Origin of the sequence: Rhizobium sp. BK181 (assembly GCF_014193305.1) — a bacterium.
Lineage (GTDB): Bacteria > Pseudomonadota > Alphaproteobacteria > Rhizobiales > Rhizobiaceae > Rhizobium.
Genome location: NZ_JACHZA010000007.1, coordinates 176,426 through 192,804 on the forward strand (window position 1 = coordinate 176,426; position 16,379 = coordinate 192,804).

The 16,379-nt window shown below is 60.1% G+C and carries 18 protein-coding genes; 11 read left to right on the plus strand and 7 right to left on the minus strand.

Annotation, left to right across the window (positions count from 1 at the left end; genetic code table 11):
* Positions 1 to 169 precede the first annotated feature (169 nt).
* The 3 genes from FHT77_RS18260 (at position 170) to FHT77_RS18270 (ending at position 2,591) form a co-directional block, all read left to right on the plus strand.
* The gene (locus tag FHT77_RS18260; protein ID WP_183756341.1) at positions 170 to 829 is read left to right on the plus strand and encodes a dihydrofolate reductase family protein; all 660 of its coding nucleotides are present in this window, start codon (positions 170 to 172) and stop codon (positions 827 to 829) included.
* Between the two features lie 28 nt (positions 830 to 857).
* On the plus strand, positions 858 to 1,184 hold the full coding sequence (locus FHT77_RS18265; protein ID WP_183756342.1) for a hypothetical protein: 327 nt from the start codon (positions 858 to 860) through the stop codon (positions 1,182 to 1,184).
* 159 nt (positions 1,185 to 1,343) lie between these two features.
* The gene (locus tag FHT77_RS18270; protein ID WP_183756343.1) at positions 1,344 to 2,591 is read left to right on the plus strand and encodes an MFS transporter; all 1,248 of its coding nucleotides are present in this window, start codon (positions 1,344 to 1,346) and stop codon (positions 2,589 to 2,591) included.
* Positions 2,592 to 2,651: 60 nt separating this feature from the next.
* Here the strand turns inward: FHT77_RS18270 and FHT77_RS18275 are convergent, their stop codons facing one another.
* Complete coding sequence (locus FHT77_RS18275) at positions 2,652 to 3,887, minus strand: TIGR02594 family protein (protein WP_183756344.1); 1,236 nt, start codon at positions 3,885 to 3,887, stop codon at positions 2,652 to 2,654.
* Positions 3,888 to 4,193: 306 nt separating this feature from the next.
* Here FHT77_RS18275 and FHT77_RS18280 point away from each other — a divergent pair, with 306 nt between their 5' ends.
* Entirely contained in the window at positions 4,194 to 4,547 is a 354-nt protein-coding gene (locus FHT77_RS18280; protein ID WP_016554252.1) for a DMT family protein, read from the plus strand.
* Positions 4,548 to 4,569: 22 nt separating this feature from the next.
* Here FHT77_RS18280 and FHT77_RS18285 read toward each other — a convergent pair whose 3' ends face one another.
* The 4 genes from FHT77_RS18285 to FHT77_RS18300 form a co-directional block, all read right to left on the minus strand.
* Entirely contained in the window at positions 4,570 to 4,902 is a 333-nt protein-coding gene (locus tag FHT77_RS18285) for a helix-turn-helix transcriptional regulator (RefSeq protein ID WP_259128571.1), read from the minus strand.
* On the minus strand, positions 4,895 to 5,341 hold the full coding sequence (locus tag FHT77_RS18290; RefSeq protein WP_183756346.1) for an SRPBCC family protein: 447 nt from the start codon (positions 5,339 to 5,341) through the stop codon (positions 4,895 to 4,897). Before FHT77_RS18290 ends, FHT77_RS18285 begins: the two co-directional genes overlap by 8 nt.
* A gap of 67 nt (positions 5,342 to 5,408) precedes the next feature.
* Positions 5,409 to 5,996 (minus strand): hypothetical protein, encoded by a 588-nt coding sequence (locus FHT77_RS18295; RefSeq protein WP_183756347.1) that lies wholly within the window; start codon positions 5,994 to 5,996, stop codon positions 5,409 to 5,411.
* Positions 5,997 to 5,999: 3 nt separating this feature from the next.
* A complete protein-coding gene (locus FHT77_RS18300; RefSeq protein ID WP_016554248.1) occupies positions 6,000 to 6,383 on the minus strand; it encodes an acyl-CoA thioesterase in 384 nt (127 codons plus the stop codon).
* A gap of 318 nt (positions 6,384 to 6,701) precedes the next feature.
* On the opposite strand from FHT77_RS18300, the gene FHT77_RS18305 reads away from it, so the two are divergent.
* The 7 genes from FHT77_RS18305 (at position 6,702) to FHT77_RS18335 (ending at position 14,782) form a co-directional block, all read left to right on the plus strand.
* Complete coding sequence (locus FHT77_RS18305; RefSeq protein WP_183756348.1) at positions 6,702 to 8,522, plus strand: methyl-accepting chemotaxis protein; 1,821 nt, start codon at positions 6,702 to 6,704, stop codon at positions 8,520 to 8,522.
* 140 nt (positions 8,523 to 8,662) lie between these two features.
* Positions 8,663 to 9,490: a hypothetical protein gene (locus FHT77_RS18310; RefSeq protein ID WP_246719914.1), complete on the plus strand. Its 828-nt coding sequence runs from the start codon at positions 8,663 to 8,665 to the stop codon at positions 9,488 to 9,490.
* A 29-nt stretch (positions 9,491 to 9,519) separates the two neighbouring features.
* The gene (locus tag FHT77_RS18315) at positions 9,520 to 10,593 is read left to right on the plus strand and encodes a linear amide C-N hydrolase (protein WP_183756349.1); all 1,074 of its coding nucleotides are present in this window, start codon (positions 9,520 to 9,522) and stop codon (positions 10,591 to 10,593) included.
* Between the two features lie 58 nt (positions 10,594 to 10,651).
* Positions 10,652 to 12,313: an alpha/beta-hydrolase family protein gene (locus FHT77_RS18320; protein WP_183756350.1), complete on the plus strand. Its 1,662-nt coding sequence runs from the start codon at positions 10,652 to 10,654 to the stop codon at positions 12,311 to 12,313.
* 113 nt (positions 12,314 to 12,426) lie between these two features.
* Positions 12,427 to 12,600, plus strand: a complete 174-nt coding sequence (locus FHT77_RS18325) for a hypothetical protein (protein WP_176705686.1) — start codon at positions 12,427 to 12,429, stop codon at positions 12,598 to 12,600.
* A gap of 431 nt (positions 12,601 to 13,031) precedes the next feature.
* Positions 13,032 to 13,247, plus strand: coding sequence for a hypothetical protein (locus FHT77_RS18330; protein ID WP_183756351.1), 216 nt, complete (start codon positions 13,032 to 13,034; stop codon positions 13,245 to 13,247).
* A gap of 113 nt (positions 13,248 to 13,360) precedes the next feature.
* On the plus strand, positions 13,361 to 14,782 hold the full coding sequence (locus FHT77_RS18335) for an aspartate aminotransferase family protein (protein ID WP_183756352.1): 1,422 nt from the start codon (positions 13,361 to 13,363) through the stop codon (positions 14,780 to 14,782).
* A 13-nt stretch (positions 14,783 to 14,795) separates the two neighbouring features.
* Here the strand turns inward: FHT77_RS18335 and FHT77_RS18340 are convergent, their stop codons facing one another.
* Positions 14,796 to 15,215: a DoxX family protein gene (locus FHT77_RS18340; protein WP_183756353.1), complete on the minus strand. Its 420-nt coding sequence runs from the start codon at positions 15,213 to 15,215 to the stop codon at positions 14,796 to 14,798.
* A gap of 89 nt (positions 15,216 to 15,304) precedes the next feature.
* Positions 15,305 to 16,351, minus strand: coding sequence for a sensor domain-containing diguanylate cyclase (locus FHT77_RS18345; RefSeq protein WP_183756354.1), 1,047 nt, complete (start codon positions 16,349 to 16,351; stop codon positions 15,305 to 15,307).
* Between the last annotated feature and the right edge of the window lie 28 nt (positions 16,352 to 16,379).

The following is a 16,379-nucleotide window of genomic DNA, read 5'->3' on the forward strand; positions in this document are numbered from 1 at the left end:
AGAGTCACCGCGAAAGTGAAGGGGCAAAGAGTACAAAAGGGAAACAAAAGAATCGTTCGGATTTGGCAAACAGTGGCGGCGGATTTTGTCGGATGCGATTGTCGGCGTTGGCGGCGGGCGAACGTCCTTGGTGCACAAGCTACGCAGGGTTTCATGGAGGAAAATGAGGATGCGGAAGATCATGACAGGTGCATTCGTCAGTCTCGACGGCGTCATGCAGGCGCCGGGCGGTCCGGATGAGGATCCGATCGGCGGTTTTCGTTACGGGGGTTGGGCCGCGCCCTATTTCGACGAGGCGATGGGAGAGTCGGTCGGCGAGATGTTCGCCAATCCCTTCGATCTGCTGCTTGGCCGCAAGACCTATGACATCTTTGCCGCGCATTGGCCTTACGTTGCGTCAGACGACCCGATCGGTCCGCTGTTCGACCGGATCACCAAATACGTCGCGACCCGCAATCCGGAGTTCAATGCCAGCTGGCAGAACAGTCAGGTGCTCGGAGCTGACGTGGTCGGCGCGCTCAAGGCGTTGAAAGCGAGTGATGGACCTGACCTGCTGACGCAGGGATCGACCGACTTCCTGCAGACGCTGTTCCGGAACGATCTGGTCGATGAGCTGTCTATCTCGTTCTTTCCTGTCGTGCTCGGCAAGGGCAAGCGGCTGTTCGGCGACGGAGTATCTCCGGGCAAGCTGAAGCTCATCAGTTCGCGGACTTCGGGCACTGGTGTCACGGTGAACAAGTATGTTCGTGATGGCGATATCGTGACCGGTTCGTTCGAATTCGAACGGCCGACCGCTGCCGAGGTAGAGCGCCGCAGGAACCTCACCTGAGTGCGGCTCTCGATCTGCGGAGGATGCCATGAGCGATGTTCCGGTTATCAAGATGCGGCCGAAGGGCAGGGCTCAGGAGCAGCGCATGCTGATCCCGAGCGAAAGCATGGTCGTCGATGCGTTGCAAAGCGTGCCGACGGGGCAGCTGTCGGATCTGGCGGAGATCCGGCGCGCGCTCGCGGCGAAATACGGTGCGGATGCCTGCTGTCCCGTCACGGTGCAGCGGCATCTGGTGCACATCAGCCAGGAGGGCAGCGCGCCGTTCTGGCGTGTCGTGGATCCCGACCGGCCTTTTGCCAGGCGCATGACCGGCGGGCCGGATCACATTCGCGAAAAGCTTGCCGGTGAAAGCTGAGCGACGGTCAAACTGTCGCAGCCGGGAACAAGGGCAGCAATACTGACGTTAAACGAGGCTGCCTGTCACAGCTTCGACCTCGCCCATCCGGGCGATCCCTCTCTTCGACGGCATCCGGACATTGCCCGCCTCGCCGCCGCTTTCGGACGGAGGAAGATCATGTCCGCATTGCAGAGCCTGCGCGCGCTCACCCCGCAGCAGCGCAACACCGTTATCGCCAGCTATCTCGGCTGGACGCTCGATGCCTTCGATTTCTTCATTCTGGTTTTCGTTCTCAAGCACATTGCAGATGAGTTTCACACCGACGTCGCGGCCGTGTCGGTCGCGATCTTCCTGACGCTTGCCATGCGGCCGCTCGGCGCCCTGCTGTTCGGGCTCGCATCAGACAAATATGGCCGCCGTATCACGCTGATGGTGAATGTGGCGCTCTATTCGCTGTTCGAGTTCCTGACCGGTTTCTCGACGGGGCTGACCATGTTCATCATGCTCAGGGCGCTCTATGGCATCGCCATGGGCGGCGAATGGGGCGTCGGCGCGTCACTCGTCATGGAAACCGTCCCTGAAAATAGCCGTGGCATTGTCTCCGGCATCCTGCAGGCCGGTTACCCCTCTGGTTATCTGCTCGCCTCGATCGTCTTCTTCCTGTTGTTCCCGGTCATCGGCTGGCGCGGCATGTTCTTCGTCGGTGCGCTGCCGGCGTTGCTGGTGCTCTACATCCGGCGCAGCGTCGAGGAGAGCCCGGCGTTTCTCAAGCGGCAGAAACAGGGACGCCGACCGTTCCTCGCCGTGCTGCGTGACAATGTTCCGCTATTCCTGTGGTCCGTGCTGCTGATGACAGCGTTCAACTTCTTCAGCCACGGAACGCAGGATCTCTATCCGACCTTCCTGGAGACCCAACGCAACTACGATAGCTATACGACCGGCGCGATTGCTATCGTCTACAATATCGGCGCGATCTGCGGTGGTCTCTTCTTCGGTGCGCTTTCGCAGCGGATCGGGCGCAAGAAGGCGATCGTCATCGCATCGCTGATCGCCGTGCCGGTGGCGCCGCTTTGGGTCTATGCGCCGGGACCGGTGCTGCTCGCGATCGGTGCGTTCCTGATGCAGTTCTTCGTTCAGGGCGCCTGGGGCATCGTGCCGGTGCATCTCAATGAGCTGTCGCCAGACGAGGTACGCGGCACGTTCCCGGGATTTGCCTACCAGCTCGGCAATCTGCTCGCGTCAGGCAATGCGACGCTGCAGGCGGGACTGGCCGAGCATTGGGACGGCGACTATGCCTACGCGCTGCTGATGGTCGCGGCGATCGTTGCCATCGTAGTGGCTCTTCTCGCGGGCTTCGGTTACGAGAAGAAGGACGTGCGGTTCGGGACGGAGGAGGCCGAGGAGCCGCACGGCGTGCGCGCATGATCGGCCAAGCGAACCGCTGGAAGCGGGCGCGGTGTGGCCGCGCCCGCTTACCGTTCGAGTTCAGACGATCACGGGCATCAGGAAACGGACGAACTCGGATTCTTTGGTGTTTCCGTTCTTTTCGATCAGGGGGAAGGTTTTCTCGCAAACCGTGTTGCTCTGGTTTCCACCAAGCAGTGTGATGGTCGTATTGGTCCAGGAGACCACGAATCCGACATGGCCGTTGCCGGTTGCCCAGCTCGGATCGGTAAAGGGCGCGTAGCGACGAACGGCTATCGCGCCCGGTTTCGGTTCCTTGAGCACGAGGAACTGGTTCTTCTTGTTCCAGAAGAACGAACGGGCGCCGGGATGATCGGTGCCCATGTGGCCGCTACTGACCAGGCAGTAATTGACGAAGGCGGCGCACCAATCGACCTCGTCGCCGCCTGCAACCTCGAACCACGGTGCGCAGACCTTGAAGTAATTGAGGATGCGGGGGTTCTCGCCGGGATCCGGCCACTGGCTACGTTCATGCACCGGGAGGGCTGCTTCGCGGCGGGCGATGGTCATCCAGTCCTGCGTTGCCGATGCCGCTGAGGATGCCACGCCAATCGCCGCTCCCATCAGCGGTGCAGGCGGTGCGTTCGGTCTGATTGTGCCGGGCTTCCAACCTTCAACGACCTGAATGAACCTGGCGATCTTTCGGAAATCGTCCATTTTCAGGTCGGAGAGAACCGCAGTCAGCGCAACGCCTGTTTTATCGTGGATGAACTGAGCGTACTCAGCTGACTTGTTCTCCTCCGGCGGAGCGTAGCGGAAAATCGCCTGCTTGAGCGTGAGCTTGATATAGGTTGCCGTTCGCAACAGCGCGATGATGGCCGCCTTTCCGGTATCCTCGTCAGGGAAGATTGCAAAGCTGCCGTCATCGCCGATGGCGCCATAATTGATCGAGAAGTCACCCTTGCGGATATTCCCCGCGTTGCAGTTGCGCCAGGAGCGTGATCCGCCTTCGCGGATTTCGTCGCGGCCACTCGCGTCGGTATAGAGGATCGTCTTAGGTGCGATTGCTCGAGCGTGGACGAACGGTCCGTGCGCGCCGGCGGGCGGCGGGGCAGGGCTGTCCATGTTCGCGACGGGTGGCGTGCTGGGCAGGGTCTCGCTGAGACTAGCTCCGTCCGAAGAAGACGACGCGAGATCGTAGGTGACCGAATAGGTGCCGCCGGCATCGACAATCGAGCCGATCTTCATTTTTGCCTGCGCCAGAGCGGCGAGCACTCCGGCCAAGCTGGTTTTGCCTATATCTGTGATCGTGTCCATAGCGCGTCCCCTCCGGTAGACGACTGGTGAAGGCGATCCGGACGGGCGACGCGCGGCGATGTTGCGGGCAATTCGTTCCGCTGCAGCGTATCGGACTGTCAATCTGCGGATGCCTTTCCCATTAGGCGCACAGCCTTTGAGAAATTCACACAAATCAACATCAACCACTGATTGCTGAATGAGTGATCCTTTGAGGTGTTACACTCGATTGCGGACGTGCAGGCGGCTGCAAGTCCGCACGGCCCCTTGCAGAGCGGAAATTTGGCGATACATGCTGCCGCCAGTTTCAATTTCCGGGAATCACCCATGCCTTTTGCCCTCAGCCCAGCCGCCGTCTGGCCGGTCGTCATGCTTTTCGCGTCGAACATCTTTATGACCTTCGCCTGGTACGGCCATCTGAAGCATAAGGGCGCGGCGCTGTTCATCGCCATCGTCGTCAGCTGGGCGATCGCCTTTTTCGAATACTGCCTTGCCGTGCCGGCGAATCGCATCGGCTCTGCCGTCTATTCGACGGCGCAGCTGAAGACGATGCAGGAAGTAATCACGCTCCTCGTCTTCTCCGGTTTCTCGGTCTTCTGGCTCGGCGAGAACCTGACGTGGAACCATGCGATCGGCTTTGCCCTGATCGCTGTCGGTGCATCCTTCATTTTCCGCGGCTAGGCCCATTCGCTAGCTGATGTGTCTACCGCTCCACGAAGGCGCGCAGGCGTTCGAGCGCGTCGTCCCATTGCCGGGAGACGCTGTCGAGATAGGCACGCATATCGCCGATCCGATCGGGTTGGAAAGCGTAATGGCTTTCCCGCCCGACCTTGGTGGAGCGAACGAGGCCGGCCTGTTCCAGCACGTGCAGATGCTTTGTCACCGCCTGCCGGGTGAGGACAGTGCCGACCGAAAGCCCTGCGATCGAGCGTTCGCGCCCGTCGCTGAGGGTTGTCAGCAGTGACAGGCGCGTCGGGTCTCCCAAGGCGGCGAACAGGATTGCCGCGTTCTCGCGGTGGAAATCGACGTTATCTATCGACGTATTCCTTGATGTTTTTCATCTGTTCGGCCCAGCCCCCGTCGTTCATGCGGAATGCCTCCTCGCGGCGATGCGGCGGGACTTTGTCAAAACCCGATTCCGTGACCGTCAGGCGCGAACCCGACGACGTCGGCTCGAGACGAAACTCGACGAGCGTCGGCTCTTCCTTGGAATAATCGACTTTGGGATCGATGCCGTAGGGATGCCAGGTGAAGGAAAAAAGCTTGGGCTCCTCCATGCGTTTGACGGTGGCTTGCCAGCGAATGTGCTCATAGCCGGGATGGGTGATGTGGCCAGTCGAGTTCTGGCCGGGCACGAAGGGTCCATCGAGCTGGACTCGGAACCATTCGCCGAATTCGCGATGATCGGTGATGGCCTTCCAGACGCGCTCGACCGAAGCGTTCAGTTCGATGATTTTCTCGATGCGATCAGACATATCGGCAACCTCCTGGTTGCCTTTTGTCTCATTGTGGTCGCGAAATGGCAACCAAAAAGTTGCACATTTATCCCAAGACGTCATAGATGCGGAAAATGAAGCTGACCTGATAGAGCAGATTGAGCCAGACGAAGACGGCGTGGAAGCGGCGGTTGGCCGTCCATGCGGCGATGACGCAGAGGATAACATAGGCGATGTTGCGCGCCGGAAACTCCCAGCCGATAGACTGGATATGGTCTGCCCCCTTGATCGCGGTATCGATGATGTCGACGGCATAGGTGAGGGCGAGCGTGCCGAAGAACCAGCGCCGACGCGAATAGAAATACTCTTCGTAGCCGCCATACTCGTCGAGCGAGGCGGGGAAGAGCAGCGCGCAGAGCATGAAGAACAGGCAGCAGAACGAGACGAGAAACAGGTAGATGCCGAAATGCAGCACCGGCACGGCCTGCAGCCGATACTCCCACCACCAGATGTGGATGATGAAGAGGAACATCGATGCCGCCCAGCCGAGATGGACGGCATAGGGCTTGCCCTTTCCCGGATGCTGGATGATGCCGGCGATGCCCGTCAGCAGCCGCGCAAGGCTGAGCGAGATCACCATCCCCATCACCACCTTGATGTGGAGAAAGACCTCGGGCGAGCTGACCGATTCCATGGCCTATTCCGCTGGAACCGGCTTAGGCTTTCCGGTCTCGTCGAGCGCGACCATGATGAAGGTCGCCGCCGTCACTTGTTCCATGTTGTTGTAGCGGGCACGGGTCGCCCATGCCTCGACCGACAGCGTGATTGAGGTGCGGCCTACAGCTTCGATCGTGGTGAAGACCGAGAGTGTATCGCCGATCTTCACTGGCAGAGCGAATGCCATTTCCTTGACCGCTGCGGTGACGACGCGGCCCTTCGCGCGTTCCGATGCCGTAATGCCGGACGCAAGGTCCATCTGTGCCATGACCCAACCGCCGAAAATGTCGCCTGCCGGATTGGCGTCGGCGGGCATGGCCACGGTGCGAAGGGTCAGGGCGCCATTCGGCTTGGCGTCGGTCATGGAAGGCTCCTGTTCAAGAAAACGGTCAACGATTCCGAGGGACCCTAGCGCAGATGCCCTGGAAGCGAAACGCGCTGATGTCTGGAGGTGAGGCGTCCCTCTCCAAAACTCAGACTATAGTTCTATGAGATATTACCTAGCGTGCTTTGGAGCAATGTTGGGCGGTCAATATAAATCAATGACTTGCGCGAATATGCGAGACGTTTGAGAAAATCATCACCTTGCGGCAATTCAGTGAGATCTAATTAAAATTCACCATCCAGTAAGGCCCGCATAGCAGTATTTGACTATGATCAAATTCTGAACTGCTGGGGCTCAATGCGTAACGTCAAGATTTCCACCCGCCTCTATTCTCTTGTGGGGCTGGCGCTGACTATTCTGGTGCTCGCCATCACCTTCTTCCTCAACTATTCGCATGCCAAGCTGGAGAGCGAGCGCAAGCATGGTCTTGCGCAGATGGACGCGACGGCGATTGCGATCTTCGAGAAATACTACAAGCTGGAACAGTCCGGCGCGATGACGCGAGAGCAGGCGCAGACCGCGGCGAAAGACGTGATCTCAGCCATGCGCTACGGCGGCAATGGCTACTTCTGGATCAATGACATGCATCCGACGATGATCATGCATCCGATCAAGCCGGAGCTGAACGGAACGGATCTGTCCCAGAACAAGGATCCGACCGGGAAATTCATCTTCGTCGAGTTCGCCAACACCGTGAAGAAGAGCGGCGAAGGCTTTGTCGACTACTACTGGCCGAAGCCGGGTGCGGCAGAGCCGGTGCTGAAATACTCGCATGTGGTCGGCTTCGAACCTTGGGGCTGGGTCGTCGGCACAGGCGTCTATGCCGACGATCTTGCGGCCCTTTATCGTCAGAATGCGATCTGGGCGGGCGGCGCCTGCCTTGTCGGCGCGATTGTCATCATCGCGGTTGCCTTTGGCATCGTGCGCAGCGTGACGTCGCCGATCGCTCGGCTCAAGGGCGCGATGAACGCCATTGCCGATGAGCATGATGCGGTCGACATCGTCGATCACGACAGACGTGACGAGATCGGCGCGATGGCGAAATCCCTGCTTGTGTTGCGGGATTCCGTCCGTGAGCGCGCAGTCATGCGGGATCGCGAGGGCCGGCATCAGTCGCAGATCGAGGAGGAGCGTCGGGGCAACGAGGCCAATTTGCGCTCGGCGGCGGATCGTCAGAGCTTTGCCATCCAGTCGCTCGGTGCCGGCCTCGAGAAACTGGCGGCAGGCGACCTGACCGTGTCGATCGGCGATCTCGGCGAGGACTATGCCAAGCTGCGATCCGACTTCAACACCGCGGTTGGCGCGCTGAATGGGGTCATCCAGGCGATCGCCGAATCGACGCGTGTCGTCAACGACAGCGCCGGCAATATCAGCGGAGCGACAAACAATCTGTCGAAGCGCACCGAACAGCAGGCGGCCGCCCTTGAAGAGACGGCAGCAGCACTCGACGAGATTACTGCGACGGTGCGGACGGCGTCGGAGCGCGCGGCGGAGGCTCGCGAGATGGTAGCGGAAACCAAGACCAGCGCCGGCAAGTCGGGTGAGATTGTCCGCAATGCGGTGACTGCGATGAACCGGATCGAGGATTCGTCGAACCGCATCGGCCAGATCATCGGCGTCATCGACGAGATTGCCTTCCAGACGAACCTGCTCGCACTCAATGCCGGTGTCGAGGCGGCGCGTGCAGGCGAGGCGGGCCGCGGCTTCGCCGTGGTCGCACAGGAAGTGCGTGAGTTGGCGCAACGCTCGGCCAATGCCGCAAAGGAGATCAAGGTGCTGATCAGCACCTCGGCAAGCGAGGTCGGCAACGGCGTCATGCTGGTGCGCTCCACCGGCGACGCCCTGCTCGAAATCGAAGAACTGGTCAATCGCGTCAACAGCCACGTTGCGTCGATCGCTACAGCGGCGCGCGAGCAGGCGACGGGGCTCAACGAGATCAACACCTCGGTCAATCACATGGACCAGATGACGCAGCAGAATGCCGCGATGGTGGAAGAGACTACGGCTGCAAGCCAGACGCTGGCCGAGGAAAGCCGGCAGCTGAGCACATTGCTCGCCAACTTCAGACTGCGCTCTGCCACTGGCGGTGCCGCGGGCCGGATGTCCCACGCCGCCTGACTACTCGGCTAACGACGCATCGAAAGTCTCCCGCGCAATGTTGCGGGGGACTTTTTTCGTGCCGGCTACCTGTTCGTGCGTCCCTTGAATTTGCGCTTTCAGATAGTAAGGTGCGAGGCGTCCCGTAGCGGAGGCTAGGAATGCTTCGATTCTCGCCTTGCGTGCCGATGAGTTTGTTCGGCCTCGTGTTTTGCATGTCGTCGATAGCGTTTTCACCGAGCAGGGCTGCTGACTTCGATGCTGAGCGCATGGAGCCAGAGAGGGAATGGGCGGTCATCGTCAGCCCATATGCCTGGGCCGCCTCGCTGAATGGCAGTGGATCGCTCGCCGGCTTCGACACGGATGTGGACGTGCCATTCTCCGAGATTTTCGATCACCTCGATTTCGTCTTGATGGGAAATGTCGAGGTTACGAACGGAAAGTGGGGCGTCTATTTCGATGGGCAGCACGTTCAGACAAGTCAGGATGAACAGGCTTTCGCGCACGAGATCGGGCTTGATATCAAGACCACGACACTCTCGGCAGGCGCATTCTTCAAGGCCTACGAGATTGATCTGGGTGGGCAGACAGTCTTTGGAAAACCTCGAACGATCGCCTTCGAGCCAACCGCCGGGGTTCGTTGGACGGAGCTGAAGGCAGATGTTTCCGCTTTCGGCACCAGTACCACGAAGAGCGCCGACTGGACCGATCCATTTATCGGCCTTCGGATGAATGCGGATCTCACCGAGCGCTGGAATCTGTTTGCCGAGGCTGACATCGGCGGTTTCGATGTCGGATCGAAGGTCAGTGTCAATGCGCAGGCCTATCTCGGCTACCGGATGGAGATGTTCGGCAAGCCGACGATCCTGAGGGCTGGCTATCGTTTGCTGTATCAGGACTATGAAAACGGCGATTTCACCGGCGCAAACAAGTTTCGCTGGGATGTCAGCCAACACGGTCCTGTCGTCGGCTTCTCGATGCGCTTCTAGTTCAGTTCAAACAACGGATGGAGTAGCGGATGATCTTCGGCAGTAACCCTCTGGTTCGTTCACTTGTTGCGCTCGCTGTCGGATCGATGTTGGTCCTTGGGCAGACAGCGGCTGAGGCATGCACGCGCCTGGTCTATCTCGGCCCGGATGGAAACATCATCACTGCCCGGTCGATGGACTGGAAGAGCGATGTCGCCACGAACCTTTGGGTGCTGCCGCGTGGCATTGACCGCAATGGCGAGGCTGGTCCGAACTCCATCAAGTGGACGGCGAGATATGGCAGTGTGGTTGCCACCGGGTACGACGTATCCACGACCGATGGCGTCAACGAGGCGGGCCTCAATGTCAATCTGCTGTGGCTCGTGGAGTCCGAGTATCCGAAGTTCGACAAGGACAGCAAACCGGGCCTGACGATCGCGGCGTGGGGGCAATATGTGCTCGACAACTTTGCGTCCGTGGACGAGGCGGTGGCAGCGCTTGAAAAGGAGCCCTTCACTGTTGTCACAGACAACGTCCCGGGCGAGAACCGCCTGACGACGCTTCACCTTTCGATGTCCGACAAGACTGGCGACAGTGCGATCGTGGAGTACATCAACGGTAGGCAGGTCATCCACCATGACCGAAAATATCAGGTGATGACGAACTCGCCGATCTTCGACGAGCAACTCGCCCTGAATTCCTATTGGAAGCAGATCGGCGGGACGGTCATGCTGCCGGGCACAAACCGCGCCTCCGACCGGTTCGCGCGTGCGTCCTTCTACGTGAACGCCATTCCCAAGGATGAAGATCCGAACAGGGCCCTGGCGAGCGTCTTCAGCGTCATTCGAAACGCTTCCGTGCCTTACGGCTTGAACACGCCGGAAGAGCCCAACATCTCCTCGACACGCTGGCGGACGGTCGTAGATCACAAGCGTATGCTCTACTTCTTCGAGTCAGCGCTGACGCCCAATACGTTTTGGGTCGATCTCAAGGCAATCGACTTCTCCAAGGACAGCGGTAAGGTGATGAAGCTCGATCTGGGCGAGAACCAGGATCACACCTACGCCGGAGACGCGACGAAGGACTTCAAGGAGTCCGCGCCGTTCAAGTTCCTCGGACTTTAGATGTGGCAAGACTGGGCACGCCTGTCGTTATCGGCGTCAGAAGCATGAGAGGGAACGCATGAACCGTTTGCTGCTGCGCCTGTTCGCGTCGTTTTCGACGCCGGGGCTGGCCCTAGCCTTCATTTTCTTCGCTGCGTCGCTGACGCCGAGCCTCATGCCGCGCTCCTATTTCATTCAAGGCGCTCTGTCCGGCATTGCCGCCGCGGTCGGGTATCTCATCGCGGTAAGTTTCACGTGGCTGTGGAAGTACTTGGAACTGCCGGTTTTCGGCGGCCGCAGGCTACCCGGCAACCTGATCGTTTGCGGACTTGGCCTCTTGCTGGCCGTGGCTTTCCTTTGGCGGGCTGCCGACTGGCAGAATTCGATCCGCGACTTATGGCATATGGAGCGGGTCGATACGGCCGACCCCTTCAAGGTTGCCACCATCGCCATCCTCGTCTTTTTCGCGGCCTTTCTGATTGGGCGGCTGTTCCGCCTTACCTGTCTGTCCTTTTCGGGATGGCTATCACGCTTCGTCCCGCGTCGGGTCTCGCAGGTGGTTGGCGGGGCACTGGCCATCGTGCTTTTCTGGTCCGTCGTGAACGGCGTGCTGCTGCGCTCGGCTCTCCATATGGCAGACACATCCTTCCGGAAATTGGATGCACTGGTGGAAGACAACATCCCCGTACCAGCCGACCCCGCGAAGACCGGAAGCACCGCCTCGCTTGTCACCTGGGAGGGACTTGGTCGCCAGGGCCGTCATTTCATCTCATCGGGGCCGACAGCCGTTGATATCGGCGATTTCTGGAAGACTGTGGCGCAGGAGCCGATACGAACTTACGTCGGCCTCAACAACGCAGAGACCATCGAGCAACGCGCAAAGCTTGCGCTGGACGAAATGAAGCGCCAAGGCGCGTTCGAACGCTCGCTGCTCGTCATCATCGTCCCAACCGGCACCGGCTGGATCGACCCGGAGGCAATGGATACGCTCGAATATCTGCAGCACGGGGACGTGGCGAGCGTGGGTCTCCAGTATTCCTATCTGACCAGCTGGCTTTCGCTGCTCGTCGAGCCGGAATACGGATCGGCTTCCGCCAGGGCGCTCTTTCGTGAAGTCTATGGCTACTGGACGACGCTGCCGCGAGACAAGAGACCCAAGCTCTACCTGCACGGCCTCAGCCTTGGAGCGCTGAATTCCCAGATCTCCGCCGACATATTCGATATCGTGTCGGATCCCTTCCAGGGCGCGTTGTGGAGTGGCCCGCCGTTCGAAAGCAGAATGTGGCGCGACGTGACGGCTGCGCGCAATCCCCAATCGCCCGCGTGGTTGCCGCAGTTCCGGGATGGATCTCTCATTCGGTTCACCAACCAGACGAACCAGTTGGATATTCCCGGCGCACATTGGGGCCCCATCCGCCTTGTCTATCTGCAATATGCCAGCGATGCCGTGACGTTTTTCGATCCTCATTCCTTCTACCGGGAGCCGGCCTGGATGCGGCAGCCGCGGGGACCCGATGTTTCGCCGAGCCTGCGTTGGTTTCCCGCGCTGACGATGCTGCAATTGCTCGTCGACATGGCAACCGCTACGACGTCCCCGATGGGGTACGGCCATGTCTATGCTCCGCAACACTACATTGATGGTTGGATCGCCGTGACGGACGCGAAGATCGACGCGGAGCAGGTCGACGCCTTGAAGCGGTTGTTCCAGCAGCGGCCAGCGCAGACCGGCGAGGGCGACTAGTTATCCACAGGTCGCGCCTCAAATCGGGAAACGCTGAGCGTTAACCATGTTCATTAGGCTTTCATTCAGCGTCTCGTATCAGTTTGCGCCGCAGTGGCTGGGAAACCACAGCATTGAGGCTCGAAACAATGACCTACAGCGGCTTGCTTTTTACTGCCATCGTGGCGGGTCTGATAACAATTCTGGCCGTCGGTAGCCGTCCGGCCAGCGAAGCCGCGTCCAACTGGCCCCAGATGCAGGTGATGAAGACAGACCGGATCGTCACGGGCAGCGTTCCAGCTCGATAGACGAGGGGTGCGTCGGATTTGCCCGGCGCAAGCGACGCCAGCTGCACCAAATCGGAACCTCCGGCATCTCTTAGGGAGACGCCTTGCCTGACGTTCAGGCTTTGTTAGGCATCCCAGGGGCAATGCCTTTGTCAAGGCAGGCGGATGACCTAAGTCGACATCATGGGAGAGAAATCATCATCCGAGTCGCGGCCATGCCTGATCGATCTGGTGATCGTCGGACTGGTCGCGGGACTTCTGGCCTGCCTGCTACGTGGTGGCAGCATCGGTCCGATCGCGCCGGTGGGCTTGGGAACGGCCTTGTCCTGGTATTTTCTGGGCTTCCCGATCATCAGGACAAGAAATCGCTCGCGTTAAATTGGTAGTCCGAAGCAAGAGCACGTTAAGAGTCGAGGGCTTAAGCGGGTAGGGTTCTTTAAGGCAATTTACCCATGTGTAGTTCCGATCAACGTTACGATGTCATTTGCGACCCGCTCGATTCATGGATCGTGTGGGACAACGAGACTGAAGAGCCTGCTTCTTTCGGCGGGCAGATATTGCACGGCTTGACCGAAGGCCATGCCATCGAAGTCGCCAAGATCATGAACGAGCTCTACGGCAGCGAGAAACGCGATGCGCCGATGGCGTTTCGCAGCCTCGGCGCTTGAAGGCCTGAAGGCTGTCGACAGGTGCGCTTGGCCGGCGGGCTGGCCCCGTCATAGAGTTCAGGCTACTCTCCACCATCGCGGGCTTTGACGGCGCGGCGTGGAGGGCGGATATCATGGGCACGAAGGAATTGTTCTCAATCGCTGCCGGTCATGCGGCCCGCTTTCGAGAGAAGAACGACAGCCGTCCCCATCACCCATTTCATGACTATTTCGCCTCGGTGGATGCCTTTGCCGGCCCGCTGCCCCAACAACCATCACCCATGGTCGACGTGCTCGAGCAATTGGTGACGGCAGCGGAGCCCGGCTTGCATCTAACGACCGGGGGGCGCTTCTTTGGCTGGGTCATCGGCGGCTCTCATCCGATGGGGGTTGCTGCCGATTTCCTGACGAGCGCATGGGGACAGAATGCCGGCAACCATATGGTGTCGCCGTCGGCTGCGGCGGTAGAAACAGTGGCCGCGGCCTGGTTGCTTCAACTGCTTGGGCTCCCGACAAGCAGCTCTGTCGGCTTTGTCACCGGCGCGACCCTCGCAAATTTCACCTGTCTTGCAGCTGCTCGGGGCGAGGTGCTGCTAAGGGCCGGTTGGGATGCAGATGCTAATGGATTGTTCGGAGCGCCGCCGATCACCGTACTGATCGGCGATGACGCGCATACGACCGTGTTTTCGGCTTTGCAGTTTCTCGGACTTGGACACGATCGTGTGGTGCGCATCGCGACGGATGATCAAGGGCGCATCAAGCCTGCAGCGTTCGAGCGGGCGGTAGCGGATGTTTCCGGACCGTGTATAGCGGTCCTCCAGGCTGGCCAGATCAATACCGGCGGCTGCGACGATTTCCGTAGCTTGGTCCCGCTCGCCAAATCGAAAGGCGCATGGGTGCATGTCGACGGTGCATTTGGCCTGTGGGCGCAGGCTTCCGCCCTGCGATGCGATTTGACCGCTGGCGTAGAGCAGGCGGACAGTTGGGCCACCGACGGGCACAAGTGGCTGCAGACGCCGTATGATTGTGGCTATGCGATCGTGCGCGACGAACTGGCGCATCGGCGCGCGATGACCATCGCGGCGAGTTATCTGCCGCTTGCCAGCGAGGGTGAGCGCAATTCCTCGGACTATGTCCCGGAACTGTCGCGACGCGCACGCGGCTTTGCCACATGGGCAATGATCAAACACCTGGGGAGCAGTGGCGTCGGCGCTTTGGTCGATCAGGCCTGTGAAGCCGCAAAGGCCGTCGCTTTCGCTCTTGGCGCGGAACCGGGCATTGCCATTGGCAATGATGTCGTTCTCAACCAGGTTATCGTGCGCTTCGGAGCGGACCTGCCGCCCGAGCAGGGTGATGAGCTGACGAAACGAACGATCGGGGCCTTGCAGCGCGAGGGCGTCCTGTTTGCCAGCGGAGCGGCATGGCGCGGCAGGCACGTCATGCGGCTTTCGGTTTCCAACTATCAGACGGATGCCGACGAGGCGAAGAGGGCGATTGACGCAATCTTGCGAGCCTATCGACGAGAGCGCCGCGACGCCAGTGTGACCGAGCGGTGACCTGTCGTTCGCGCTAGAACCCGCGACCCTTCAGCCAGGTGTCAATCGAGAGAGCGCCTGCACCGACGGCCGCGAGCACGAACATGCCGCCTGCAATCGCGAGATCCTTCTCGAAATGAAAGAGCTCGTTCTGGTCGCTGAAGTTGGTGTGATAGAGCGTCGCCGTCGCAACGCAAAACAGGCCCAAGGCGGTCGCGCCGATGCGGGTCAAAAAACCGGCCGCGATGGAGAGACCAGCAACGATCTGCAGAGCGATCGTTGCCACAAGCAAAGGGACGCTCAAGCCGAATTGCGCGGCCATCTCGATGGCGCCGGAAAAATTCAGCGCCAGCGATACGCCCTCATGCAGAAAGATCCAGGCAAGAAGCAGCCGGCCGATCAACAGCATAGTCTCGCGTGCACTTGTGACGACTGTGGATTTTCCGCCTGCCATATGGACCTCCAGCACGCTGCCAACGAACCCGGGATAGCGTTGCGCCATCCTACCTGAAAGCAGCAGAGTCGTCAGGCTTTACCGGGTGGCTAGGCTGCATCCATCTTTCGGTTGTCGTCGCTGACCAAAGCCTGGCAGATTCGGAACCGGTTCTTGCCCTGGGACTTCGCCTCGTAGAGCGCGGCGTCGGCGCAAACGAAGATGTCGGAGCGCATGGTTGGGTCGAAGAAGGCGACGCCAACAGAGGCACCGACATGCATCCGGGAGCCATCCCGTTCGACGGAGCGGCTGAGGCAGTCGACGACCGTCTCAGCGAGCCTAGCGACGCTGCCGGCGCTGTCGTAACCGGTGGCAAGGACCGCGAACTCGTCGCCACCGATGCGTGCGACCAGATCTGCCCCCTGGCATGCCGCCAGCAGGCGCTCTGCTGTTTCCTTGAGGCATTCATCGCCGGCCTGGTGACCGAACGTGTCGTTGATCCCCTTGAAGCCATCGAGGTCGATGAGAAGCAGGGCTGCGGCGCTGCCGTTGATACAGCGGAGGGGCAGACGTTGCAGCGCAGTCTGAAATTGCGCGCGGTTCGGGAGGCCAGTCAGGATGTCGAATTCTGCGAGATAGCGAATCTGGTCGAACATCGTCTTCTCGGCCGTGATGTCGAGTTTCATGCCGAAAATACGGACAGGTACACCGCCTTCACACTCAACGGTCGCGGTAATGCGGATCCATCGCGTATTGCCCTTGGGCGTGACGATCTCGGCGTCGAGTGTAAAGCCTGTGCGTTCCTCGATTGCACGCGTGCGGAGGCGAGCAAGCTCGGCGAGCGACTCCTTCGAGTAGCACTTCAGGATTTCGGCGCGATCGAGTTCGGCGTCGTCTGGCATATCGAAGAGATCATAGACCGTCTTGGTCCAGACCAGGCGATTGTCCGGAAGGCTGCATTCCCATACGCCAATCCTGGCGGCCTCAGACGAGCGATCGAAGATCTTGCGGCTGTGGGCAAGCGCAACTGCCTGTTGTTCGAGCTGCTTTTCCGTTTCCGCGAGCGCGTTTTGGAGAGCCTCCATGGCAGCCTGGCGGCCGCGCCGGGAGGGCGCCACGCAGTCTGCGATTTTGGCGAAGGCAGCGAAGAATTTCATGCTCGACCCAACGTTGGATGGCCCAATC

Coding starts and splice junctions, on each gene's coding strand:
- FHT77_RS18320 (WP_183756350.1), top strand. CDS start 10,652: ATGAACCGTTTGCTGCTGCGCCTGTTCGCGTCGTTTTCGACGCCGGGG.
- FHT77_RS18335 (WP_183756352.1), top strand. CDS start 13,361: ATGGGCACGAAGGAATTGTTCTCAATCGCTGCCGGTCATGCGGCCCGC.
- FHT77_RS18260 (WP_183756341.1), top strand. CDS start 170: ATGCGGAAGATCATGACAGGTGCATTCGTCAGTCTCGACGGCGTCATG.
- FHT77_RS18265 (WP_183756342.1), top strand. CDS start 858: ATGAGCGATGTTCCGGTTATCAAGATGCGGCCGAAGGGCAGGGCTCAG.
- FHT77_RS18330 (WP_183756351.1), top strand. CDS start 13,032: ATGTGTAGTTCCGATCAACGTTACGATGTCATTTGCGACCCGCTCGAT.
- FHT77_RS18275 (WP_183756344.1), bottom strand. CDS start 3,887: ATGGACACGATCACAGATATAGGCAAAACCAGCTTGGCCGGAGTGCTC.
- FHT77_RS18290 (WP_183756346.1), bottom strand. CDS start 5,341: ATGTCTGATCGCATCGAGAAAATCATCGAACTGAACGCTTCGGTCGAG.
- FHT77_RS18315 (WP_183756349.1), top strand. CDS start 9,520: ATGATCTTCGGCAGTAACCCTCTGGTTCGTTCACTTGTTGCGCTCGCT.
- FHT77_RS18295 (WP_183756347.1), bottom strand. CDS start 5,996: ATGGAATCGGTCAGCTCGCCCGAGGTCTTTCTCCACATCAAGGTGGTG.
- FHT77_RS18345 (WP_183756354.1), bottom strand. CDS start 16,351: ATGAAATTCTTCGCTGCCTTCGCCAAAATCGCAGACTGCGTGGCGCCC.
- FHT77_RS18310 (WP_246719914.1), top strand. CDS start 8,663: ATGCTTCGATTCTCGCCTTGCGTGCCGATGAGTTTGTTCGGCCTCGTG.
- FHT77_RS18300 (WP_016554248.1), bottom strand. CDS start 6,383: ATGACCGACGCCAAGCCGAATGGCGCCCTGACCCTTCGCACCGTGGCC.
- FHT77_RS18280 (WP_016554252.1), top strand. CDS start 4,194: ATGCCTTTTGCCCTCAGCCCAGCCGCCGTCTGGCCGGTCGTCATGCTT.
- FHT77_RS18340 (WP_183756353.1), bottom strand. CDS start 15,215: ATGGCAGGCGGAAAATCCACAGTCGTCACAAGTGCACGCGAGACTATG.
- FHT77_RS18305 (WP_183756348.1), top strand. CDS start 6,702: ATGCGTAACGTCAAGATTTCCACCCGCCTCTATTCTCTTGTGGGGCTG.
- FHT77_RS18270 (WP_183756343.1), top strand. CDS start 1,344: ATGTCCGCATTGCAGAGCCTGCGCGCGCTCACCCCGCAGCAGCGCAAC.